Source organism: Streptomyces liliifuscus, from assembly GCF_016598615.1.
Taxonomy (GTDB): domain Bacteria; phylum Actinomycetota; class Actinomycetes; order Streptomycetales; family Streptomycetaceae; genus Streptomyces; species Streptomyces liliifuscus.
Map to the genome: position 1 here is coordinate 4,329,546 of NZ_CP066831.1, position 22,618 is coordinate 4,352,163.

The following is a 22,618-nucleotide window of genomic DNA, read 5'->3' on the forward strand; positions in this document are numbered from 1 at the left end:
GTGTCGGCTGCGGATTCGTTGTGGCTTGTCGCGCAGTTCCCCGCGCCCCTTTCGGGGCGCTGCCCCTCACGGGGCCCGGTAGCGGGTCTCGATGCCTGTGATCACCAAGTCCAGACCCTCTTCGAAGTGTTGGTCGTAGTTCTCGAAGATCTCCGCGCCCGCCTGAGCCGACAAGGGATAGTCGGCCATCAGGCGGGCGCGTTCGTGTACGTCGTAGCCCTCCCTGCGTTCGCCGGGCAGTGGCTCGACGCCCTGTTCCTCGGTGACGAAACCGAGGGTGTAGAGGTACGTCGTCGAGGTCGCGCGGACCGCCTGGGCCAGGGTGAAACCGGCGGCCGTGAACAGCCGCAGGCTCTCCTCCATCTGCCCGGCGTGCTCGATGCCGGTGAAGCGTGAACCGCTGAACACCTTCGCGCCGTCGCGATAGCCGAGCAGCGAGGCCCGCAGGCCCAGGTTGGTCCTGCGCAGCCGCTCCTGCCAGGTGTCGTCCGGGTCGAGGGCGGTGCCGGCGATCATCCGGCGGTACATCTCGGTCGCCATCTCGTCGAGCAGCGCCTGTTTGTCCTTGAAGTGCCAGTACAGAGCGGGCGCCTTGACGTCCAGCTCCTTCGCGATGGCCCGCAGGCTGAGGCCGTCCAGGCCCACCTCGTTCAGCAGCTTCAGAGCGGTGTCCGCGACCCGTTTGCGGTCGAGGGGCGCTCGGCGTTCCGTATTCACACTTGACAGCTTAACGGCGTTAAGGCCACTCTCGAAGGGAAGCGAACTTAACAGCGTTAAGGAGTGCGGGCATGACCACGCGTACGCATGAACAGATGGACATGACAGACACCGATGTGCTGGTCGTCGGCGCGGGGCCCACCGGGCTCGCCCTCGCGGTCGACCTGGCCCGGCGCGGGGTGCGCGCCCTCGTCGTCGAGCGGGCCGGCGAGCTCTTCCCCGGCTCGCGCGGCAAGGGGCTCCAGCCGCGGACGCTGGAGGTCTTCGACGACCTCGGTGTGCTGGACGCGACCCGGGCGGGAGGCGGCGCGTATCCCGTCGGGATGATCTGGCGGAACGGGACCCGGCAGGGCGAGCACCGGATGTTCGACGAGACGGAGGTGACGGAGGCCGAGCCCTACGCGGGCGTCCCGTGGATGGTGCCCCAGTGGCGCACGCAGGAGATCCTGTTCGCGCGCCTGGAGGAGCTGGGCGGGAGCATCGCCTTCGGCCGCGAGCTGACCGGCCTCTCCCAGGACGCGGACGGCGTGACCGCGGCCTTCGCCTCCGGCGCCCCGGTCCGGGCCCGCTGGGCCGTCGCCGCGGACGGCGGCCGCTCGGCCGTGCGGCGCGCACTCGGCATCGGCATGACCGGGGAGACCGTGGACCCGGGTCCGGCGATCGTGGCGGACCTGCGCATCAGCGGACTCGACCGCGACAACTGGCATGTGTTCCCGCCCGCCGACGGCGAGGGCTTCCTCGCGATCTGCCCGCTGCCGCACACGGAGGACTTCCAGCTGGCGGGCGGCTTCGAGGATCCGGCCGCCGAACCGGACCTGTCCCTCGACGGCATCCGGAAGCTGGTCGCCACGCGGACGCACCTCGCGGCCGACGACGTGACCGAGGTGCGCTGGGCCTCCGACTTCCGGCCGCGTGCCGCCATGGCGGACCGTTTCCGTCAAGGGCGGGTGTTCCTCGCGGGCGACGCGGCGCACATCCACTCGCCGGCGGGCGGACAGGGCCTGAACACCAGCGTCCAGGACGCCTACAACCTCGGGTGGAAGCTCGGGGCCGTCCTGCGGGGCGAGGCTCCCGAGTCCCTCCTCGACTCGTACGAGGAGGAGCGGCTGCCGATCGCCGCGCACATGCTCGGTCTCTCCACCCGCGTCCACCGGGGCGAGGTCCGGCGTGGCACGGCCACGCAGCAGCTGGGCCTCGGCTACCGGGACTCCTCACTCGCGCGGGAGACCCGGGACGACCTGCCGGAGAACGCCCTCCACGCGGGCGACCGCGCCCCGGACGGCATCCGAGGCGGCGTACGCCTCTTCGACGCCTTCCGGGGTCCGCACTGGACACTGCTCACGGTGGGCACGGACACCGACCTGCCTGAGCTCGCGGCCCGCACGGTCCGGATTCCGGCGTACGAGGCGTACGGAACCGGGGTGTTCCTCGTCCGGCCCGACGGTTACGTGGGCTGGGCGGGCGGGACCGAGCAGGGGCTGGCGGAGTACGCGGCGCGGGTGGGAGTGGGTGCGGGCGCCGTCGGCCGGGCCGTGTCGGGGACTGTCGGCCAGGCGGTGTCGGGGACTGCCGGCTAGGCGGTGTTCGAGAGGGAGAGCTTCACCGCGAAGCCGAGGAAGAGGGCGCCGGCCGCGGAGGTGGCCCCGGCGGAGAGCCGCCTGCGCCGCCGGAAGGCCGCCGCCAGCTTCGTACCACCGAATATCAGCGCGCTGAGGTAGAGGACGCTCGCCAGCTGGGCGAAGGCGCCGAGCACCACGAAGGACAGGGCGGGGTACGCGTATCCCGGGTCGACGAACTGCACGAAGAAGGCGACGAAGAACAGGATCGCCTTCGGGTTGAACAGGCTGATGACGAGCGCCCGCCGGAAGGGCCGCTCCTCGGCGGCCGGGGCGGCGGCCTCCTGTGACTCGGTCCGCTCCTTGCGGGTCCGCCACATGCCCCACGCGGCCCGCAGCATGCCGACCGCCAGCCAGGTCAGATACCCGGCTCCCGCGTACTTCACGATCCCGAACAGCAGTGCGTTGGCCTGCAGCAGCGAGGCGACGCCTGCTGCCGACAGCGTCATCAGCACGGCGTCCCCGCACCAGACGCCCGCGGCGGCCCGGTATCCGGTCCTGATGCCCCGCCGCGCGGCGACGGACAGCACATAGAGGGAGTTGGGCCCGGGCAGCAGGACGATCAGCACGAGGCCCGCGAGGTACGTGGGGAGGTCGATTACGCCAAGCATGGGACGAAGTGTGGCACGCGGGTACGACAATCCGCCCGGGGGTTTCACCTTGCGGGACGGCCGCCGTGCGGGCCGGGCGAACCGCCCCTCCGCGACGCCTTGAACGGCGGCCGGGAGCGGTGTCCGCGAACGGCATCCGGGAGCGGTGTCAGAAGGCGTCGCTCGGCACGTAGGTGCCCCAGACCTCCCGCAGGGCGTTGCACACCTCGCCGACGGTGGCCCGGGCCCGCAGCGCGTCCTTCATCGGGTAGAGGACGTTGTCGTCGCCCTCGGCGGCCTTCTTCAGGGCGGCCAGGGCCAGGTCCACCGCGGGCTGGTCGCGCCCGGCACGGAGCGTGGCCAGGCGTGCGGCCTGCTGGGCCTCGATCGCCGGGTCCACCCGCAGCGGCTCGTACGGCTCCTCCACATCGAGCCGGTACCGGTTGACGCCGACCACGACCCGCTCCCCGGAGTCGGTCTCCTGCGCGATCCGGTACGCGCTGCGCTCGATCTCGCCCTTCTGGAACCCGTGCTCGATCGCCGCGACCGCCCCGCCCAGCTCCTCCACCCGGCCCATCAACTCGACCACGGCCCCCTCCACGTCGTCGGTCATCCGCTCGACCACATACGAGCCCGCGAACGGATCCACCGTCGCGGTCACATCCGTCTCATAGGCGAGGACCTGCTGGGTGCGCAGCGCCAGACGCGCCGACTTGTCGGTGGGCAGGGCGATCGCCTCGTCGAAGGAGTTGGTGTGCAGCGACTGGGTGCCGCCCAGGACCGCGGCCAGACCCTGCACCGCCACCCGCACCAGATTCACCTCCGGCTGCTGCGCGGTCAGCTGCACCCCCGCCGTCTGCGTATGGAAGCGCAGCATCAGCGACTTGGGATTGCGGGCCCCGAACTCCTCACGCATCACCCGCGCCCAGATCCGGCGCGCCGCACGGAACTTGGCGACCTCCTCCAGCAGCGTCGTACGGGCCACGAAGAAGAACGACAGCCGGGGCGCGAAATCGTCCACCTCCATGCCCGCCGCGACCGCCGTCCGCACATACTCGATGCCGTCCGCGAGGGTGAACGCGATCTCCTGCGCGGGCGAAGCACCCGCCTCCGCCATGTGATAGCCCGAGATCGAGATGGTGTTCCACCGCGGGATCTCGGCCCGGCAGTACCTGAAGATGTCCGCGACCAGCCGCAACGACGGCCTGGGCGGAAAAATATAGGTACCGCGCGCGATGTACTCCTTCAGCACATCGTTCTGCACCGTGCCAGTGAGCCTGTCGGCCGGCACCCCCTGCTCCTCGCCCACCAGCTGATACATCAGCAGCAGCAGCGCGGCGGGCGCGTTGATCGTCATCGACGTCGACACCCGGTCCAGCGGAATCCCGTCGAACAGCACCCGCATGTCCTCGACCGAGTCGACCGCCACCCCCACCTTGCCCACCTCCCCGTGCGCGATCGGAGCATCGGAGTCATGGCCCATCTGGGTCGGCAGGTCGAAGGCCACCGACAGACCCGTCGTACCATTCGCGATCAACTGCCGGTAGCGGGCATTGGACTCCACCGCCGTACCGAACCCGGCATACTGCCGCATCGTCCACGGCCGACCCGTGTACATGGAGGGGTAGACGCCCCGCGTGAAGGGATACGCACCGGGTTCACCCAGCTTCACCGCCGGATCCCAGCCCTCCAGGGCCTCCGGACCATAGACCGGCTCGATGGGCAGTCCGGACTCCGACTCGCGCGCCATGACGTCTGCCTCCCACTGGACCGGGACGGGCCTGTTGCCCCCAACAATGCCGCGTAGTTCGCAACCGGGCACGCGCGGGAAACATCTCAGGGGACACGACGCACCACCGGGGGTCGGTGAGCAACGGGGGGTTCGGATGCGTATTCCGGTCATGTGGCGAACAGGCGCGGTGGCGACGACGGTGGCGGCGCTCGTCGCGGTGAGCGGATGCACCGTCCAGACCCTCGGCCCGCCCGCCGAAGGGACCACCGACGGACCGACACCCGCCGGACAGACACCCTCCGGTAAGACACCGGGCGGTACGTCTCCGACGCCCGGCTCTTCCCCGGACGACGCCAAACCGTCGAAGCCGAAGCCCACCGCCCCGCCCGCGCCCGCCCCCAGGACCCTGTGGTCGAAGGGTGACCGGGGCCGGGACGTACGGGAGCTGCAGGCCCGGCTGCGACAGGTGTTCTGGCTCTTCGAGGGGCCGACCGGGACGTACGACGGTTCGACCGTCACCGCGGTGAAGGGCTTCCAGGGCAAGCGGGGCCTGCCGAAGACGGGCAAGGCGGACACCGTGACGTGGCAGCGGCTGCTGAAAATGACGCGCGAGCCCGGCAAGTGGGAGCTGTACGCGTCGGGCGGTCAGCCGGCCGCGACGCCCGACCCGCGCTGTATGACGGGCCGGGTGCTGTGCGTCAGCAAGACGAGCCGCACCCTGCGCTGGATGATCGACGGCCGCACGGTCTCGACGATGGACGTGCGCTTCGGCTCGCAGTACACGCCCACCCGGGAAGGTGTCTTCAACGTCTACTTCAAGTCGCGCCACCATGTGTCGACGATCTACGACTCACCCATGCCGTACGCGATGTTCTTCAGCGGCGGCCAGGCGGTCCACTACTCCTCGGACTTCGCGGCGACGGGCTACTACGGAGCCTCGCACGGCTGCGTGAACGTACGGGACGAAGGGAAGATCGCGACGCTGTTCTCCCAGGTGAGGAACGGCGACAAGGTCGTCGTCTACTGGTGAGGAACCGGCGGCGGGAAGAGTGCGTGGGCACGGGCGGGACCGGGGGAACGTGTCCCGCCCGCGCCACTGTGCACAGAGCCGTGGGTACGGGGGGAACCCCGGCTCGTGCGACAGCCGATGACCAGTCGGCTCGCTTACTACTGCGTCAGCGCGGCTGAAAACGTCACACCCGGCGGCCGGCAGCCGGGCAGCGGAAGGAAACCGCAGGTCGAGCGACGGGCGGACGATGCTCAAGCGGTGATCAGGCGGCGATCAGGAGGGTGACGAGAGCGCGGGGAGTGTCCGCGGGGAGCGCGGGGCGGATGCCTTGGGCCCGGTGGAGGGGGCCGAGGCGGACCGGGCCGGGGCGGAGGGCGCGGCAGTGGCGGCGGTCACGGGCCGCGTCGGGGCGCCGGCATCGAGGGCCAGTGCCCGAATCGGCGCTTGAGGCTGTGCCGGGGCCGGTGCCTGAGTCTGTGCCCGGGTCGGCGCCTGCGCATGTGCCCGGGTCGGTGTCTTGGCCGGGGCCTGGAGCAGCGTCCGCACGGGTGTCGGCGTCCGTGTCGCCGAGGGCCGGGCGGCGGGGGCGAAGGCCGTGCGTTCGGCCGCGCCCGTGGCGAGGCGGACCGTGCCGTTGTCGCCCCGGAACGCGCCCGCGCCTATGTGCGAGCCGTCGCCACCCCCATCGCCGTCGTCGTCGTTGTCCCTGCCGTCTCGGTCGTCTCGGTCGTCTCGGTCGTTGTTCCAGCCGGAGCCGCCCCGGCCCGACTCGCCCCTGCCCGACCCACTGCCGCTCCGGCCGTCACCGGAGCCGCGGTCGTCCCAGTTCTTCAGGATGCCGTTGCAGTACCTCTTCACCTGCTCGGCGCCGTTCGCCGCGTCCTCCAGGCCGCGTCTGCGCTCGGAGTCGAGGTTCTTGCCGTCGTGGAAGTCGCGGCAGACCGAGGCGAGCCAGCGCCACCCCCGGCCGGTCCGCCCCTCGCGCCGGTCGTCGCCGGAATCGGGCCGCGCGCCCGGGTCCGTACCGCCGCGCGCCTCTCCGCGCGGGACGGAACCCTTGCCGGTCAGGCCGCCCGCGCTGCCGTCGGGCCTCGGCTTGTCGGGGCCGCCGCCCGGCTTCTTCTCGGGGGACGGCGAGACGAGTGGGCGGTCCGGGGTGACGGCGACCGTCGCGGACGAGCCGGGTTCCGGTTCCTCTCCGCCGAACGGCAGGACACCGGAGGTCGCGGCCATGGCGGCCCCGCCGATCATCCCCGCGGCCAGCGCGGCGGCGAGTCCGTATCGCACCGGGCGGCCCCAGCGGGAGGGGGCGTGCCGATGAGCGGTGGGGCGGCCGAGGTGGATCAGGCCCGCGTCGGAGGAGATCTGGGAGGCCGCGGAGGAAGCGGCGGCGGCCGCGGCCGCCGAGCGGGGACGCGTGCGCGGGCCGAGGCTCGCCTGTTCGCCGTTCTTGCCGGTGCGTGCTTTGCGGAACGCGGCCAACGCGGCGGCCTCACCCGGGAGTTCGGCGTCGGCGGGCGTGGATTCGGCGGCCTGCGTGCCCAGCGCGTCGAGGGCTTCGAGCGCCTCGGTGAGGCGGTCGGCCTGGTCACGACTGTCGGCGTCGACGGCGTCCAGCGGCTCGCCGCGCAGCAGCCGCTCCGCCGTGTCGCGGTCCAGCCACCTGTACTGCTCGTCGGCCATCACATGTCCTTCTGCGTCCGCGAACGCGTATGCGTCACACCGGCGGACGTCACCGCGCGGGTACGCGGTTCTTCGTGTGGGGGTCTTTGTGGGGGTACGGAACTCAGGGATCCGACCGATTCCGGATCCGCGCCGATCAGCTCCGCGAGCCGCTTCAGACCGCGATGCGCGGCCGTGCGGACGGCGCCCGGCCGTTTGCCCAGGGTCTCGGCGGCGGTCTTCGCGTCGAGGCCGACGACGACGCGCAGCACGACGGCCTCGGCCTGGTCCTGCGGGAGCTGGGCTATCAGGGAGAGCGTGCTGCCGGTGGCGAGGGCCTCGATGGCCTCACCGGCGGTGTCGGACTCGGCCGCCCTGCCGGTGAGCTCGGTCTCGTCGCCGCCTATCGCGGGGCGGCGGCCGCGCATGCGTATGTGGTCGAGGGCTCGGTTGCGGGCGATCCGGGCCGCCCAGCCGCGGAAGCGGTCGGCGTCGCCGCTGAACCGTTCGAGGTCGCGGGCGATCTGCAGCCAGGCCTCGGACGTGACGTCCTCCGCGTCCGGGTCGCCGACCAGCGTCCGTACATACCCGAGCAGCCGTGGATGCACGGCTCGGTACACAGTCCGGAACGCGGTCTCGTCTCCGTCCTGTGCCGCAAGCACCGCGGCGGTCAGCTCCGCGTCGTCCCCCAGCACCGAACGCCCCTCTTTGCGCCTGATCCGGCGCCGCTCTCGCGGACCGGGTTCTCGCCGTCGTGGTTGCTCAATCGATGGTTGCGGTCGTGGAGCCTTGGTGGGTTCCGCTCCGCCTCAGTCCGGCGCGAATGGCACGTTACGGCGTGAAACCGTTCCCCGTCCATGTCCGTACAACGTGCAACTATCGCGTTCCGGCGTGGGGTGTGACACAAAACGCACCTCCGACGCTGAAGCAAGTACGGGCCGCCGCGCGGCCCGTGCCGCGCGACGGCCGGGGCCTCTCCTGTGGGGGGTGGCGGCCCCGGCCGTTGCCATCGGCACACTGAGGCTGGGACTTTGTCCCGCTTTTCACTCTTTGTCGGCCACCCTCGGCCACTCCCGGTCAGTCGGCCTTGCTCTTCGGGCTCTTCGTGGTCTTCGGATTCTTCGTGGCACCGCCGCCGGGAGTCGTGGACGCCTTGGGTGATTTGCCCGCCTTGTTCGCGTCGGCGCTCCCCTCCTCCTTCTTCTTCCCCTTCTTCTCGGCCAGCTGCTCGGCGCAGTACGCCTCGACGTTCTCCTCGCCGCCCGCGGCTTGTATCAGTCGCTGCCAGGCGGTCGAGTCGAGGGCCTTGCCGCGCTTCCTGACGGAGTCGTACGCGCGACAGTGGGCCTCGGTGTCCTGGGCGGTCGTCGGACGGCGGACACCGCGGTCGGCCTGCGCGGGCGCGGACGGATCCGGCACGGCGGCGGTCGGGCCGGTCGGAGCGCTGCTCGTGGGCAGCGGCCTGCCCCGCTCGGCACCCTCGTCACGCGTTCCGCCGCCTACCGAGCCGATGGCCGCGACCGCCACCCCGCCGAGCGTCACGCTCGCCACCAACGCGACCAGGGTCGCCCGCACCGGCCGACCGCCCCGCCGCTCCCGCTCCGGCCGCCAGTCGTCCCGTCGCCGGTTGCGCGCCGCCGCCCGGTGCGCCCCCTCGTCGCGCGCCGCCCGGAACGCGGCGAGCGCCCGCTTCTCGGCATCGACGTCGACCGCGCCGCCGCGCACAGCGGCGGCGAGCAGTTCACCGAGATCGGGCGGGTTCGCGGCAGGGAGGTTCCAGGGGCCGTCGGGGTCGTGTCGTTCAGGCATGTCCGTATCCACCCTCGCCGGCCAAGGACCGCTTGCCGTTCATCTCGACTCCCCCAGCGTGCTGGGCCCGTCATCCGTCACACCCTCCGCGCCCAGCCGGCTCGCGAGGCGTTTCAGGCCCCGGTGCGCGGCGGTGCGTACGGCGCCGGGGCGTTTGCCGAGGACGCGCGCGGCGGCGGGGCCGTCGAGGCCGACGACGACACGCAGCAGTACGGCCTCGGCCTGGTCGCGCGGAAGACTCGAGACGAGTTCGAGCGCGTACTCCGTGGAGAGGGACTCCAGAGCCTGGTCATGGGTGCTGTGCGGGCCGGGCAGATCGAGCATGTCCTGTTCCAGCGCGGACGCCCGCGGCCGCACCTTCAGCCGCCGCAGATGGTCGAGGGCCCGGTGCCGGGCGATGGTCGCGGTCCAGCCGCGGAACCCCGCCCCGTCGCCGCGGAACCGCCCCAGGTCCCGGGCGATCTCCAGCCAGGCGTCCGACGCCACGTCCTCCGCCTCGTCGCCGACCAGCCCCCGCAGGTAGCCGAGCAGTCCGGGCTGCACGATCCGGTACGCGACGGCGAAGGCCGCCTCGTCACCGTCCTGCGCCCGTGCGACGGCCGCGCCCAGCTCACCGTCGGACGCCCGCCCGCGGTGGGGTTCCCCTCCCTGGCCCAACAGTGTCCTCGTTCATGCCGAGTTCGTACCGGATCCGCACCACGGGGCGCGGGTCGCCTTGCCCGCGCGCCTCCAAGGTCATCAGCGTCGGACGGCACGGAAATGTCACAGCCCGTCAGACGCCGCACCGGTCCCACGGCTGGCACGGTCGCCGGTCCCGCCGGTCCGGCGGCCGGCGCGGGCACTGGTTCCGCCGGCCTCACGTCCGGCACGGTCACCGGTCCCGCCGGTCCCGCGCCCGGCGCGAACAACGGTTTCGCCGGTTCCGCCTGTCTCGGTGGGCCCGGGCTGCGCGGGCAGTCCCGGCAGTCCGGGCCGCGCCCGCCCGTGCAGTTGCAGATAGAAGGTCCGCAACGACTCCCGCTCCCCCGCCTCGAACCGCTTCACGACCTTGCCCAGCGGATTCCAGAGCCGCCCGTCCGGCATCCGTACGCCCACCGGCCGGCCGAACAGCTCCCGCTGCTCCTCGTCGAACTCGACCCACACGGCACCGGCCCGGCGGACGAGCACCTCACCGGCGTACACCCCGAGCCCGAACAGCACGTGCCCCACGGCCGTGCGGTCGCGGCCGCTCTTGCGCAGCCCGTCGACGATGAAGTCGACGACCCGCAGGCTCTCGACCGAATAGTCCAACGGCAGCCGACTGCGGGCCGTGACGTCCCGTACGAACTCCGCCGCGTGCCGCCGCATCCGCAGATCAGCCGACAGCCTTGTCCCATCCACCGCTTCCGCCCCCCTGGCTCACCGCTCACGCATGTGCCTCTGGCAGACCAAGCGGGGCGGGCTCCAGGAACATCACACGTCACCACGGTGACAAGGGTCACGTGACAAGTCGGCGATACCCGTACAACCATCCGACCCGCTCGGACGTCTGCGCGAAAGCGAAGTGACGTACCCCACACCCCTGTTGGGTGATGTTTAACCTCGTCTTACCGCTGAATTAGAAAGCCACCCCAGTGACGGGTGGGTTTTTTGTGAGGCTTTTCTAGGGGTGGGGTAATTGAGTCGCCGGACGACCCATGCGTACAAGCCGCTGAGTCTGAAGCGGAGAGCGTGGCTGACGATTGGGGCCGTGGTGCTGGGCGGGACGGGTGCCGTGACGTACGCCGTCGCGAACCCGAGCACGGACCCGGCCGTGGACACCGCGCGCGGCAAGCGGCCCGTGAAGGTGCACGAGCTCACGATGCAGAGCGACGGCACCGGCCGGCGCGAGGTCGAGCGGACGAGCACCGCTCAGTTCTCGCTGCTCGGCGTCACCTGGACCGGCGCGAAGACCGAGCTGGACGGCACCGCCCAGGTACGCACCCGCGACCTGGCGACGGGCGAGTGGACCGGCTGGCAGAACCTGGATCTGGAGCCGCACCCGGTCGACAAGGCCGAGCCGGGCGCCAAGGAGGCCCGCGGCGCCTCCGACCCGCTGTGGGTCGGCCCGAGCGACGGCGTCGAGGCACGTGTGGTCGCCGCCGACGGCTCGACGAGTTCCCCGCTGCCCAAGGGCCTTGAGGTCAGCCTGGTCGACCCGGGTGTGACCTCGGCCGAGGCGAAGAACAAGGCCCTAGGCACGACGACCGGCGCCTCCCTGGAGAACGCCGCCTTCGTCGCCGAGGACCCGACCGACTCGCCGACTCCGACCGACCCGGCCTCGGAGTCCCCGTCGCCGACGGAGTCCACCGGTACGGAGCCCACGACCAGCGCGCCGGCGACGCCCACCGAGAGCACGTCGGAGAGCCCGTCGGAGTCCGCGTCTCCGACCCCCGACCCGGTGCCGTCCCCGCCGCCGTCCACCGTGGCGCAGCCGCCGATCGTCTCCCGCGCCCAGTGGGGCGCCGACGAGTCGATGGTCAAGGACCCGCCGGAGTACATCGACAAGGTCAGCGCGGTCTTCGTGCACCACACGGTCGGCACGAACGACTACAGCTGCGCCGAGTCCCCGGCGCTGGTCCGCGGCATCATGGCGTACCACGTGCAGAGCGAGAAGTGGAACGACCTCGGCTACAACTTCCTGGTCGACAAGTGCGGCCGGATCTTCGAGGGCCGCGGCGGCGGCATCGACCTGCCGGTGCGCGGCGCGCACACCTACGGCTTCAACGGCGACTCGGCGGGCATCGCCGTCCTCGGTGACTTCGAGGGCGCTGCCGCCACCTCCACCACTCCGGCGAAGGCCGCGGGCAGGCCCAGCCGCGCCGCTCTTGAGTCCGTGGCGCGCGTCGCCGCGTGGAAGCTGGGCCAGTACGGGGGCAACCCGAGCGGCCAGGTCACGCTGACCGCCGCCGCCGACACGGGGGTGTGGAAGGCGGGCCAGCAGGCCACGCTGAACACGATCTCCGGCCACCGCGACGGCTTCGCCACCGCGTGCCCCGGCAAGAACCTGTACTCGAAGCTGAGCGAGATCCGCCGGTACGCCTCCAGCCCCGGCAAGAACTCCGCGATCCCCACGGCCGACTTCAACCGGGACGGCATCAGTGACGTCGTCGCCGCCACGCCCAAGGTCGGCAGCGGCTGGCTCACGCTCGTGCCGGGCGGCCTCAACGGCCCCGTCTCCGCCTCGAAGGTGAAGCTCAACCAGGGCAGCGCCGGTGTTCCGGGTGCCGCCGAGTCCGGCGACCAGTGGGGCACGGCCACCGCCTGGGGCGACATCAACGCCGACGGCTACGCGGACCTCGCGGTCGGCGCGCCCGGCGAGGACGACACGACCGGCCACGCGGACCGTGGCGCGGTGACGATCCTGTACGGCCCGAAGTTCGACACCGGTGCCGACACCATGGCGCTGGGCGACGACTACGAGCCGGCCGGTGCGCGGTTCGGCGCGACGGTCGCGGTCGGCGACTTCAACGCCGACGGCAAGGCGGACGTCTTCACGGCGGCCACCGGCACGGGCGGCAACTGGGCGGCCCGCTTCAACGACGGCCACGAGGTCGCGGGCGACCTCACCACCGTCTCCGGCTCCCTCTCGTACGCGGACGCCACGAGCGGTGACTTCAACCGGGACGGCTACGCGGACGTGGCGCTCAACTACCGCGACGCGTCCGGCGTCGGCAGGGTCACCTGGTTCAAGGGCTCCAAGTCGCTCGGCCTGTCGAAGGTTTCGACGATCTCCGTGAAGGGCGGCCGGTCCATCGCCTCGGGCGACGTGAACGGCAACGGCTACGACGACATCGTCATCGGGCAGCCGTACGCAACGGAGTCCGGCGCGATCTCCGGCGGCCAGGTCACCATGGTTCCGGGCACGTCGACCGGCTTCACCACGACCGGGATGACGAAGATCACTCAGGACACCGCGGGGGTTCCGGGTGCCAACGAGTCCGGCGACGCGCTGGGTTCGTCGGTCTCCGTGGGCGACTTCAACGCCGACGGTTACGCGGACGTCCTGACCGGCGCCCCGAACGAGGACATCACCCGCAGTGGCAACCGCGCCAACGCGGGTGCGGTCTGGCTGTTCAAGGGCGCCTCTTCGGGCCTGACAGGTACTGGTTCGCTGTCCTACTCCCAGGACACGACGGGTATCGCCGGCTCCACGGAGAAGGACGACAAGCTGGGTTCGTCCGTCTCGCTGACGGACGTCTCGGGCCACGGCCGCGCGCATCTGCTGCTCGGTGCGGAGGGTGAGGACGCGGGCAACGGCACGCTCCTCTACCTCCCGACCACAGCCTCGGGCGTCTCCGTCACCAAGTCGGCCTACTACGGCGTAACCCAACTCGCCTCGCCGACGGCGGGCCGCTTGGGCCAGTTCCTGACTCCGTAGTCCCACGGGGGGAGAGCCGGGGCCCACGCGTGTGGGTCCCGGCTTTTTTCGCCCCCGCCGCCCCTACCCATTCCCGTCACTACTCGGGGGCTCCGCCCCCGAACCCCCGCTCCTCAAACGCCGGAGGGGCTGATTTTCAGCCCGTCCGGCGTTTGAGGACGAGCGCGTTCAGCGCGATACGGGGGTCTGGGGGCGGAGCCCCCAGGGACGGGACGGGTAGGGGCGGCGGGGGCGAGGAATCCTCAGACCCGCCCGCGGGCCCGGCGCGAGACGACCGCGCGCAGCACGCGCCGACCCTCCGTCGACAGGTCGAGCGCCTGGCGCAGCCCCGCCGGACCGTGGGCGGACAGCAGCTCCAGGATGGCGATCTGCCGCCGCAGTTCGGCCGCGACAAGCGGCGACATGTCCTGCGTACGCCCCTCACGCCGAGCCGTCACAGAGGACGCACCATCGCTCGCGGCATCGAGCAGCCGATGGATCTGAAGCGCCGCGACGGAACAGGCATCCGCCCACTCCCGCAGTTTCCCGCCGGCCCGGTCCACCGGAACGGCACCGAGCATCCGCTGAGCAAGCACGGTGGCCTCCCCCTCGGCAAGCCCCCCGCCCTCCGGAACACCCGGCACATCGAGCTTGGCGCGCGCCTGCTCGACCCGCTCCCCCCAGTCCTCCCACCCCTCGCTCTCGGCAAGGCTCGCCCACAGCGGCCGCAGGATCTCGTCGTCCCCGCCCAACAGCGGCACGCACCGGTCCAGACACGCCAGACCGCTCGCCGCCAGACCACGCTCGTCGGCCTGAGCGATCAGTTCCACCAGGCTCATCACGCCTCCCTCGGTGGGGCCGCCTCTGGTAACGGAGCCCGCACTTCCCCTTACTGCGTGCACTGTGGCCGGAACGTCACACTGCGAGTTGGCCGAAATCTACATGGGGACAACGCCGAGCCGGTCCAGAAATCGGAAGAAAAGCATCTCGGCCGACGGATCGGCGTCGGCGGTGAGCACGTCGAGGAGGGGTTCCTCGGGCACGGGACGCCCCGATTCGGCGGCCCAGGCGACGGCACGTCCGACGGCGTCGTGCGGTTCGAGGAAGAAGTCGTCGACGGCCAGCCCGTCCTCGTTGCCGCCGAGGTACCCGGCCATCGCGTCCCTGTCCAGGCAGGTCGTCCAGGCGCCGCTCTCGGGCGCTGCCGCCTCGACGACCACGCAGTCGCTGTCCATCACGTACCCGAAGAGCGCGGGCGCGCCCGTCTCCTCGGCCAGGTCGTTCATGTTGCCGACGTCACCCTTGGCAGGGTCGTCGGGAGCGTTCGGGTACTCCCACACCTGCCAGCCGTCGTCCGCCGTCTGGTGCAGCGTCAGACCCGTCGCGCCCGACAGCGCCTCCAGTTCCGCGAGCGGCTGCTCGCTCCTGCCTACGACGAAATATCCCCAGTAGCCCATCCCGCTCCCCCGGTGTATCGGTTCGGCCAGCGTGAATACACCACACACGCACGGCAGTTCGCCACCGAAACGGGCAAGCCGCCGCAACTACACCACACCGGCGCGTGATCCAGGCCAGGCCTTTCGTCCTGCATACCGCCACCTGGGTGTTGACGTCCACGCGACACGACCGTCACGTCCGCACGGCCCGCCTCATCCGTACCGTCCTCAGCCCAATTTCCCCGCGAGTCCCTTGAACTCCGCCCACGGCATCCCCGGCTTCCGCGGATCCCACAGCTTCTGGGTCAGCGCCCGCAGCGGCATCCGGATGCCTGCCGCCACCTGGTCCTGCGTCTGCGAAGCTGAAAGGTCGCACCAGACGGCGAAGTAGCCGCCGAGGATCTGGTCGTCGTACTCCCGTGGCACCGGCGTCGTGCCGCGCACGACGAGCGGGGTCCACTGCTCGTAGATGCGCTGCCCGGTCGGGTAGACGAAGGCGTTGGGCTGCCCGAGCACGTAGTACAGGTACTCGTCGTTGTAATTGATGACCTCGCGCCCGGCGCGCAGATACTCGGCCGGCTGCCGCGCGCCGATCTCCTTGCCCGTCCAGTACGCGACCTGGATGTCGTCGTCGGCCTGCACGGTGCCCCCCGCGAAGAACCCGTCGTTCCAGGCCCGCGGGGTCCGGTCGTGCCCGCGCATCACGTCGGCCCGGTCGTTGAGCCACCCGGTCGCGAGGTCGGCGATCCCGGCGCCCGAGCCGTACTTGTCCTTCGCGGCGGCGGCCAGCTGCGGATACGAGGCCGCCGGGTTCGACACCGTCAGCGCCCGGTACTCGTCGGCGCCGAGATGCCAGTACCGCCCCGGGAAGAGGCCCGCGTACTCGTTCAGCAGGTCGTCCACGATCTTCGCGGACGCGGGCTTGGAGATGTCGAGCGAACCCTGCGAGACCACACCCCGCGCATTGCGGAGCTGCAGGTCCGGGTGGGCGGCGAGCACCGCGCCCAGGTGGCCGGGCGAGTCGATCTCGGGCACGACGGTGATGTGCCGGCTCGCCGCGAGCGCGAGGATGCGCCGCACCTCCGCCTTCGACAGATGCTGCTTCGACACGACCTCGGGATGCGAGTCGGAGGCGATCCGGAAGCCCTGGTCGTCGGAGAAGTGCAGCCCGAACTGGTTGTACTTCAGGTCCCCCAGCTCACGGATCCGGTCCTCGATCCACCCGGCCGTGAAGTGCTTGCGCGCGATGTCCAGCATGAACCCGCGCTGCGGCTTGGCCGGCGAGTCCCGTACGACTCCCTCGGGTGCCGTGCCGCCCGCGCGCACCTCCTGCTTGAGCGTGCGCGTGCCGTAGAAGACGCCCGCCTCGGCCGTCCCGCTGATCCGCACGCGCCCGTCCTTCACGGTCAGCGTGTACGACTCGGCGTTCGCGTCCTCGTCGGTGAGGCCCAGCTCCACGTCACCGGCCCGCGCCCCGCCGGAGCCCGCGTAGGCCAGGCCCAGTTCCCCGGCGAGCAGCCGTCCCTCGTCCGCGAGCGCGTCGTCGCCCACGACGACCCGCCCGCCCTTCGCGGGCCGCCAGCCGGGTCCGCGCGCCGGGGTGTGTTCCCGTACGGCCGGGATGGTCCGAGGAGTCTTCGACAGCGGATACGTCCGACTGGGTGACGGAGTGGGCGAAGCGGACGGTGTCGGCGCCAGGGCGGTTCTCCCGCCGGAGGGCCGCTGGGACGAGGGCGAGCCGGAGTCACCGCTCGGCCAGAGCCCGACGGTCAGCGCGGCACCCGCCGCGACCGCCACGCCCGCACCGACCAGCAGAGTCCTCCTGCCGCCCGGCAGGGACCGCGAAGCCCTGCGCCCACGCCCGTTCACCACAGACCACTCACCCTCCTGCGATCACTCTCGTACGCTGTACCTTCACTGTGAACCTAGGCCCCGTCACCCGGGGCCGCCGTCCACCGCCCGTTCTTAAACTCTCTCTTACGGGTGATATTCGGGCATCCGTCGGACAGGTCGCGTCACACCTCGATAGCGTGATGACACATCTCTCACTTGACCCCCTGCCGAACCACGCGTGGCGCACATCCGAGCGTCACCGAACCGCCGAGGAACCCACGCTGCCCGCGCACCGTCCTTCCCGCCTCCCCGGCCAGGCCGTCGCCATTCCGGAACCGTCCGAACCGACCGAACCGACCGACCAGTCGGAGAGCTCGACGCTCGCGGAGTTCCCGGAGCCCTCGGAACTGCCGGGGCAGACCCGATCGGCGCCGGATCCCACCGGACCCCGTCCCACCGGCCTGGACCGGTTCAACGGCATGCCCGCCGACGAGGCCGAGCGCGCCCTCCTCGCCTGCTGCGGCAGCCACCACTGGGCCCGCCGCGTCGCCGCCCACCGCCCGTACCCCGACCTGGACGCCCTGCTGGCCGCGGCCGACGAGGCGGCGTACGACCTGACCCCCGGCGATCTCGCCGAGGCCCTGGCCTGCGAATCCCTCACGCTCCTCCCGGAGGGCGCCTACTCCGCGGCCCACACCGCCCTGAGCGCCGCCCACGCCGCCTACGAGAGCCGTTTCGGCCACGTCTTCGTCATCTGCCTCGACGACACGGCCCCCGAGGAGTCCCTCGACCAGGTCCTGGCCGGAATCCGATCACGATTGACAAACGATCCCGACGAGGAACGAATCCTGACGGCCGAAGAACTCCGCCGCCTGGCAAGAGGCCGCCTCACCAGGTCTTTCAGACCGGCGGGAAACTGCGCGGTCTCTTAGCGACACTTCCAGGGGCACGGGGGCCAGCTCCAGGGGCACGGGGGCCAGCCCCTTGGGGCGCGGGGGAACGGCGCAGCCCTTTGGGGGCACGGGGACCGGCGCAGCCCTTTTGGGGGCGCGGGGAACGGCGCAATCTTTTAGGGGCGCGGGGAACTGCGCGACCAGCCACAACGAACCCGCACCCGGCAAACCACCCAAAGCCCCACCCCCGTAGCCGCCCCGCCCAACCCACGGAGTAGCCCGTCCGTGTCCCATATGACTGCCGGTTCGATCACATCGGTAGGCCCGCCGTAAACGTTCCGACAACACGTCGCTACGATGGCCAGGGCCGGTGGACCGTACCCGGCCGGGCCCGTCCGACACAGAAGCCGGCGCGGCCCCAATCCCCGCTCCCGGAGGGTTCTTCCGTGCCGGCTGGAACGCTGTACCGCGGCCGGGAAGGAATGTGGTCATGGGTGGCTCATCGAGTCACCGGCGTCCTCATCTTCTTCTTCCTGTTCGTACACGTGCTGGACACCGCTCTTGTCCGTGTCTCCCCCGAGGACTACGACAAGGTCGTAGCCACCTACAAGACGCCGATCGTCGCGCTGCTGGAGTACGGCCTCGTCGCCGCCATCCTCTTCCACGCGCTCAACGGCCTGCGTGTGATCGCCGTCGACTTCTGGTCGAAGGGACCGCGGTACCAGAAGCAGATGCTCTGGACCGTGGTCGGCATCTGGGTCGTGCTGATGGTCGGGGCCCTGTACCCCGTACTCGGCCACGCCGCTCGTGAAGTCTTCGGGAGCTGACGCCAACAATGTCCACCACTGAGAAGACCGCCGCCTCCGGCATCGGCCCCGTCGAGGGTGCGTCCCTCTACAGCGTCGACAACCCGGCGCCCCTGATCGAGGCCCCGCGCAAGCGGACGAAGAAGACCCCGAAGTCCACTCGTGGCAACTTCGAGATGGCCGCATGGCTCTTCATGCGTCTGTCCGGCATCGTCCTCGTCGTCCTCGTCATCGGCCACCTGCTGATCCAGCTCGTCCTCGACGGCGGTGTCTCCAAGATCGGCTTCGCCTTCGTGGCGGGCCGCTGGGCGTCCCCGTTCTGGCAGACGTGGGACCTGCTGATGCTGTGGCTGGCGATGCTGCACGGCGCCAACGGCCTGCGCACGGTCATCAACGACTACGCGGAGCGCGCGAACACCCGGCTGTGGCTCAAGGGCCTGCTCTACACGGCCACGGTGTTCACCATCCTGCTGGGCACGCTGGTGATCTTCACCTTCGACCCGAACATCCGCTAGATCCGGGGCTACGAGAATCATGAAGATCCACAAGTACGACACAGTCATCGTCGGCGCGGGCGGCGCCGGCATGCGCGCCGCGATCGAAGCGACGAAGCGCAGCCGTACCGCCGTGCTCACGAAGCTCTACCCCACCCGCTCCCACACGGGCGCCGCGCAGGGCGGCATGGCCGCCGCGCTGGCCAACGTGGAGGAGGACAACTGGGAGTGGCACACCTTCGACACGGTCAAGGGCGGTGACTACCTGGTCGACCAGGACGCCGCCGAGATCCTGGCGAAGGAGGCCATCGACGCGGTCCTCGACCTGGAGAAGATGGGCCTGCCGTTCAACCGCACGCCGAACGGCACCATCGACCAGCGCCGCTTCGGCGGTCACAGCCGCAACCACGGCGAGGCCCCGGTCCGCCGGTCCTGCTACGCGGCCGACCGCACCGGCCACATGATCCTCCAGACGCTGTACCAGAACTGCGTGAAGGAGGGCGTGGAGTTCTTCAACGAGTTCTACGTCCTCGACCAGCTCATCACCGAGGTCGACGGCGTCAAGCACTCGGCCGGTGTCGTCGCGTACGAACTGGCGACCGGTGAGATCCACGTCTTCCAGGCGAAGGCCGTGATCTACGCGTCCGGCGGCACCGGCAAGTTCTTCAAGGTGACGTCGAACGCGCACACGCTGACCGGTGACGGCCAGGCAGCGGTCTACCGTCGCGGCCTGCCGCTGGAGGACATGGAGTTCTTCCAGTTCCACCCGACCGGCATCTGGCGCATGGGCATCCTGCTGACGGAGGGCGCCCGCGGTGAGGGCGGCATCCTCCGCAACAAGGACGGCGAGCGCTTCATGGAGAAGTACGCGCCGGTCATGAAGGACCTCGCGTCCCGTGACGTCGTGTCCCGCTCCATCTACACGGAGATCCGTGAGGGCCGCGGCTGCGGTCCCGAGGCCGACCACGTCTACCTCGACCTCACGCACCTCCCGCCGGAGCAGCTGGACGCCAAGCTGCCCGACATCACGGAGTTCGCACGTACGTACCTGGGCATCGAGCCGTACACGGACCCGATCCCGATCCAGCCCACCGCGCACTACGCGATGGGCGGCATCCCGACGAACGTCGAGGGTGAGGTCCTGTCGGACAACACCACGGTCGTCCCGGGCCTGTACGCGGCCGGCGAGGTCGCCTGTGTGTCCGTCCACGGCGCGAACCGCCTGGGCACGAACTCGCTCCTGGACATCAACGTGTTCGGGCGTCGCGCGGGTATCGCGGCGGCGGAGTACTCCGCGAAGACGGCCGCGCACGTCGAGCTGCCCGAGGAGCCGCAGTCCCTGGTCGTCGAGCAGATCGAGCGGCTGCGGTCGTCGACGGGCAACGAGCGTGTGGCGGACATCCGCCGCGAGCTGCAGGAGTGCATGGACGCCAACGTCATGGTGTTCCGCACCGAGCAGACGATCAAGACGGCCGTGGAGAAGATCGCGGAGCTGCGCGAGCGCTACCGGAACGTCTCGATCCAGGACAAGGGCAAGCGGTTCAACACCGACCTGCTGGAGGCCGTCGAGCTCGGCAACCTCCTGGACCTGGCCGAGGTCATGGCGGTCTCCGCCCTCGCCCGCAAGGAGTCCCGCGGCGGTCACTACCGCGAGGACTACCCGAACCGCGACGACGTCAACTTCATGCGCCACACCATGGCGTACCGCGAGGTCGGCGACGACGGCACCGAGTCCATCCGTCTCGACTACAAGCCGGTCGTCCAGACCCGCTACCAGCCGATGGAGCGTAAGTACTGATGGCTACCCCCACCCTGGACAAGGCGGACAGCGCCGGCGCGCCGGAGGCCGGCTTCGCCGACACCCCGTACATCACCGCCACGTTCCGCATCCGCCGCTTCAACTCCGAGGTCTCGGCGGAGGCGGTCTGGGAAGACTTCCAGCTGGAGATCGACCCGAAGGAGCGCGTCCTGGACGCGCTGCACAAGATCAAGTGGGACCTGGACGGCACGCTCACGTTCCGCCGGTCCTGCGCACACGGCATCTGCGGCTCGGACGCGATGCGGATCAACGGCAGGAACCGCCTTGCCTGCAAGACGCTGATCAAGGACATCAACCCCGAGAAGCCCATCACGGTCGAGCCCATCAAGGGCCTGACGGTCCTGAAGGACCTGGTCGTGGACATGGAGCCGTTCTTCCAGGCGTACCGCGACGTGATGCCCTTCCTCATCACGAAGGACACGAACGAGCCGACGCGGGAACGTCTCCAGACGGCGGAGGACCGCGAGCGCTTCGACGACACGACGAAGTGCATCCTCTGCGCGGCCTGCACGTCCTCGTGCCCGGTCTTCTGGAACGACGGCCAGTACTTCGGCCCGGCCGCGATCGTCAACGCGCACCGTTTCATCTTCGACTCGCGTGACGAGGCGGGCGAACAGCGCCTGGAGATCCTGAACGACAAGGACGGCGTCTGGCGCTGCCGCACGACGTTCAACTGCACGGACGCCTGCCCTCGGGGCATCGAGGTCACGAAGGCGATCCAGGAAGTGAAGAGGGCGCTGATCACTCGACGGTTCTGACTCCTGTTGAGCAGTACCGAGAGCCCTGTTTCCGCTGTGACGCGGAAGCGGGGCTTTCGGTTATAGCGGCGGGTTTCCACCGCTACTGAAGGGAGCATTCCGCGGTCACACTCCTTCCCGGAAGCCGGTGGGCTTGGGGAGGGGAACCATGGCGCTGCTGAAGGCACCCGTGCCACTGGGATACGCGCAGGCCTCGAAAGAAGCCCATTCCGTCGCCGCCCCGCTGCTTACAGGGGCCGCACTGGCCCTGGCGGGAGTCGTCGCCGGAGCGAACGACAAGATCTTCCGCTGGCCCGGGATAAGTCTGCTGATGCTCGTCTCCACATCTTTGGCCCTGATTGCCAGCATCCAACTCCACTACTACTCCCGCCAATATTTCTATTCACGCCAGGACATACACGACTGGTACGACATCGGCGACGGGCTGCGTCACAAGGCGCAGCGCGCCCGGCTGTACGCGTGGCAGGGCGACGACTACGACAAGTGGGCACGCAACAACGACCGAGCCGTCCACTGCTTCAACGCGGGGACCGTCCTGTTGGGGCTAGGTATCGTCGCCGCCCTGAGTCCCCCGGACGGCGGCCGACAGGCCACATGGCGCTGGGCAGCCGCTGGGCTGGTACTGCTCTGCACCGTGGCGGAAGCGGTGTGGACGCTCGCCATCTACCGCAAGAACGTGCACCTGCGGCGAACGCGTGGAGTTGCGCTCAGCGCGATCACCGAACCGAGGGAGACCGCATGACCACCCATGCCATGACCCTGCCGGGCCATCCCGATATCCACGACCCACGCAGCACAGATTGCCGGGGCACCGACTGCCATCTTGTGGTGGGCCCCGCCATCGCAGGTGACACGGCGTCTGCCTGGCACGCCGCACTGGAGGGCGGTGCCGAGGCAATGGACACCTATCTGAAAACGTACAACTCCCAGTTCAAGGGCAAGCACGAGGAGCACTGCGAATTCAGCGACCTTCCTCCGTCCATCCATGTGGCATGCCACGGCTCCTACGAGGCCCTTGTAGAAGAGCTCAATTCGGCGAACGACGCACTGAACGAGTAGCCGCCCC

At 70.4% G+C, this 22,618-nt stretch carries 21 protein-coding genes and 1 pseudogene; 10 read left to right on the forward strand and 12 right to left on the reverse strand.

Translation table 11 applies throughout. The features are described from left to right. Window positions 1-66: 66 nt before the first annotated feature. Complete coding sequence (locus JEQ17_RS18265) at window positions 67-717, reverse strand: TetR/AcrR family transcriptional regulator C-terminal domain-containing protein (RefSeq protein WP_200396245.1); 651 nt, start codon at window positions 715-717, stop codon at window positions 67-69. Window positions 718-788: 71 nt separating this feature from the next. Between JEQ17_RS18265 and JEQ17_RS18270 the strand changes: the two genes are divergently transcribed. After that, a complete protein-coding gene (locus JEQ17_RS18270) occupies window positions 789-2,294 on the forward strand; it encodes an FAD-dependent oxidoreductase (protein WP_234048251.1) in 1,506 nt (501 codons plus the stop codon). Here JEQ17_RS18270 and leuE read toward each other — a convergent pair. Both leuE and JEQ17_RS18280 read right to left on the reverse strand, forming a co-directional pair. After that, on the reverse strand, window positions 2,291-2,944 hold the full coding sequence (gene leuE / locus JEQ17_RS18275) for a leucine efflux protein LeuE (RefSeq protein WP_200396246.1): 654 nt from the start codon (window positions 2,942-2,944) through the stop codon (window positions 2,291-2,293). The two genes, JEQ17_RS18270 and leuE, sit on opposite strands and share 4 nt — an antisense overlap. A 148-nt stretch (window positions 2,945-3,092) precedes the next feature. Next, a complete protein-coding gene (locus JEQ17_RS18280; RefSeq protein WP_200396247.1) occupies window positions 3,093-4,673 on the reverse strand; it encodes an acyl-CoA mutase large subunit family protein in 1,581 nt (526 codons plus the stop codon). 136 nt (window positions 4,674-4,809) lie between these two features. Between JEQ17_RS18280 and JEQ17_RS18285 the strand changes: the two genes are divergently transcribed. Next, window positions 4,810-5,685: a L,D-transpeptidase family protein gene (locus JEQ17_RS18285; protein ID WP_234048252.1), complete on the forward strand. Its 876-nt coding sequence runs from the start codon at window positions 4,810-4,812 to the stop codon at window positions 5,683-5,685. Between the two features lie 252 nt (window positions 5,686-5,937). On the opposite strand, the gene JEQ17_RS18290 is transcribed toward JEQ17_RS18285, so the two are convergent. The 5 genes from JEQ17_RS18290 to JEQ17_RS50705 all read right to left on the reverse strand — a co-directional run bounded on the left by JEQ17_RS18290 (window position 5,938) and on the right by JEQ17_RS50705 (window position 10,515). After that, window positions 5,938-7,347: a hypothetical protein gene (locus JEQ17_RS18290; protein ID WP_200396248.1), complete on the reverse strand. Its 1,410-nt coding sequence runs from the start codon at window positions 7,345-7,347 to the stop codon at window positions 5,938-5,940. After that, window positions 7,347-8,021 (reverse strand): RNA polymerase sigma factor, encoded by a 675-nt coding sequence (locus JEQ17_RS18295; protein WP_200396249.1) that lies wholly within the window; start codon window positions 8,019-8,021, stop codon window positions 7,347-7,349. The genes JEQ17_RS18290 and JEQ17_RS18295 overlap by 1 nt, the downstream gene beginning before the upstream one ends. Before the next feature lie 382 nt (window positions 8,022-8,403). Further along, window positions 8,404-9,135 (reverse strand): hypothetical protein, encoded by a 732-nt coding sequence (locus tag JEQ17_RS18300; RefSeq protein WP_200396250.1) that lies wholly within the window; start codon window positions 9,133-9,135, stop codon window positions 8,404-8,406. Window positions 9,136-9,174: 39 nt separating this feature from the next. Further along, entirely contained in the window at window positions 9,175-9,792 is a 618-nt protein-coding gene (locus JEQ17_RS18305) for an RNA polymerase sigma factor (protein WP_200396251.1), read from the reverse strand. 105 nt (window positions 9,793-9,897) lie between these two features. Continuing rightward, window positions 9,898-10,515 carry a hypothetical protein gene (locus tag JEQ17_RS50705; protein WP_325176265.1) on the reverse strand — a complete coding sequence of 206 codons (618 nt, stop codon included), beginning with the start codon at window positions 10,513-10,515 and terminating at the stop codon, window positions 9,898-9,900. 352 nt (window positions 10,516-10,867) lie between these two features. Here JEQ17_RS50705 and JEQ17_RS18315 point away from each other — a divergent pair, with 352 nt between their 5' ends. Continuing rightward, window positions 10,868-13,534, forward strand: a complete 2,667-nt coding sequence (locus JEQ17_RS18315) for an FG-GAP-like repeat-containing protein (protein WP_407700154.1) — start codon at window positions 10,868-10,870, stop codon at window positions 13,532-13,534. A 134-nt stretch (window positions 13,535-13,668) separates the two neighbouring features. Here JEQ17_RS18315 and JEQ17_RS50875 read toward each other — a convergent pair. From JEQ17_RS50875 to JEQ17_RS18330, 4 genes and pseudogenes are all read right to left on the reverse strand, one after another. Next, window positions 13,669-13,814: pseudogene (locus tag JEQ17_RS50875) on the reverse strand (cobyrinate a,c-diamide synthase); the annotation flags it as partial. Beyond that, window positions 13,777-14,352, reverse strand: a complete 576-nt coding sequence (locus JEQ17_RS18320; protein WP_200396252.1) for a hypothetical protein — start codon at window positions 14,350-14,352, stop codon at window positions 13,777-13,779. The gene JEQ17_RS18320 and the pseudogene JEQ17_RS50875, both read right to left, overlap by 38 nt. A gap of 99 nt (window positions 14,353-14,451) precedes the next feature. Then, on the reverse strand, window positions 14,452-14,970 hold the full coding sequence (locus JEQ17_RS18325) for a hypothetical protein (RefSeq protein WP_200396253.1): 519 nt from the start codon (window positions 14,968-14,970) through the stop codon (window positions 14,452-14,454). A gap of 207 nt (window positions 14,971-15,177) precedes the next feature. Next, window positions 15,178-16,764: a beta-N-acetylhexosaminidase gene (locus tag JEQ17_RS18330; RefSeq protein ID WP_200401564.1), complete on the reverse strand. Its 1,587-nt coding sequence runs from the start codon at window positions 16,762-16,764 to the stop codon at window positions 15,178-15,180. Window positions 16,765-17,189: 425 nt separating this feature from the next. On the opposite strand from JEQ17_RS18330, the gene JEQ17_RS18335 reads away from it, so the two are divergent. From JEQ17_RS18335 to JEQ17_RS18365, 7 genes are all read left to right on the forward strand, one after another. Further along, window positions 17,190-17,714 carry a 2-oxo-4-hydroxy-4-carboxy-5-ureidoimidazoline decarboxylase gene (locus JEQ17_RS18335; RefSeq protein ID WP_200401565.1) on the forward strand — a complete coding sequence of 175 codons (525 nt, stop codon included), beginning with the start codon at window positions 17,190-17,192 and terminating at the stop codon, window positions 17,712-17,714. A 407-nt stretch (window positions 17,715-18,121) separates the two neighbouring features. Beyond that, window positions 18,122-18,502 (forward strand): succinate dehydrogenase, cytochrome b556 subunit, encoded by a 381-nt coding sequence (sdhC, locus tag JEQ17_RS18340; protein ID WP_079053671.1) that lies wholly within the window; start codon window positions 18,122-18,124, stop codon window positions 18,500-18,502. A gap of 8 nt (window positions 18,503-18,510) precedes the next feature. Beyond that, the gene (locus JEQ17_RS18345; RefSeq protein WP_200396254.1) at window positions 18,511-18,996 is read left to right on the forward strand and encodes a succinate dehydrogenase hydrophobic membrane anchor subunit; all 486 of its coding nucleotides are present in this window, start codon (window positions 18,511-18,513) and stop codon (window positions 18,994-18,996) included. Between the two features lie 19 nt (window positions 18,997-19,015). Continuing rightward, a complete protein-coding gene (sdhA, locus tag JEQ17_RS18350) occupies window positions 19,016-20,773 on the forward strand; it encodes a succinate dehydrogenase flavoprotein subunit (RefSeq protein ID WP_200396255.1) in 1,758 nt (585 codons plus the stop codon). Next, entirely contained in the window at window positions 20,773-21,552 is a 780-nt protein-coding gene (locus JEQ17_RS18355) for a succinate dehydrogenase iron-sulfur subunit (RefSeq protein ID WP_200396256.1), read from the forward strand. Before sdhA ends, JEQ17_RS18355 begins: the two co-directional genes overlap by 1 nt. A gap of 148 nt (window positions 21,553-21,700) precedes the next feature. Continuing rightward, window positions 21,701-22,294, forward strand: a complete 594-nt coding sequence (locus JEQ17_RS18360; RefSeq protein ID WP_200396257.1) for a hypothetical protein — start codon at window positions 21,701-21,703, stop codon at window positions 22,292-22,294. Beyond that, window positions 22,291-22,611: a hypothetical protein gene (locus JEQ17_RS18365; protein ID WP_200396258.1), complete on the forward strand. Its 321-nt coding sequence runs from the start codon at window positions 22,291-22,293 to the stop codon at window positions 22,609-22,611. The genes JEQ17_RS18360 and JEQ17_RS18365 overlap by 4 nt, the downstream gene beginning before the upstream one ends. The last annotated feature ends 7 nt before the right edge of the window (window positions 22,612-22,618 follow it).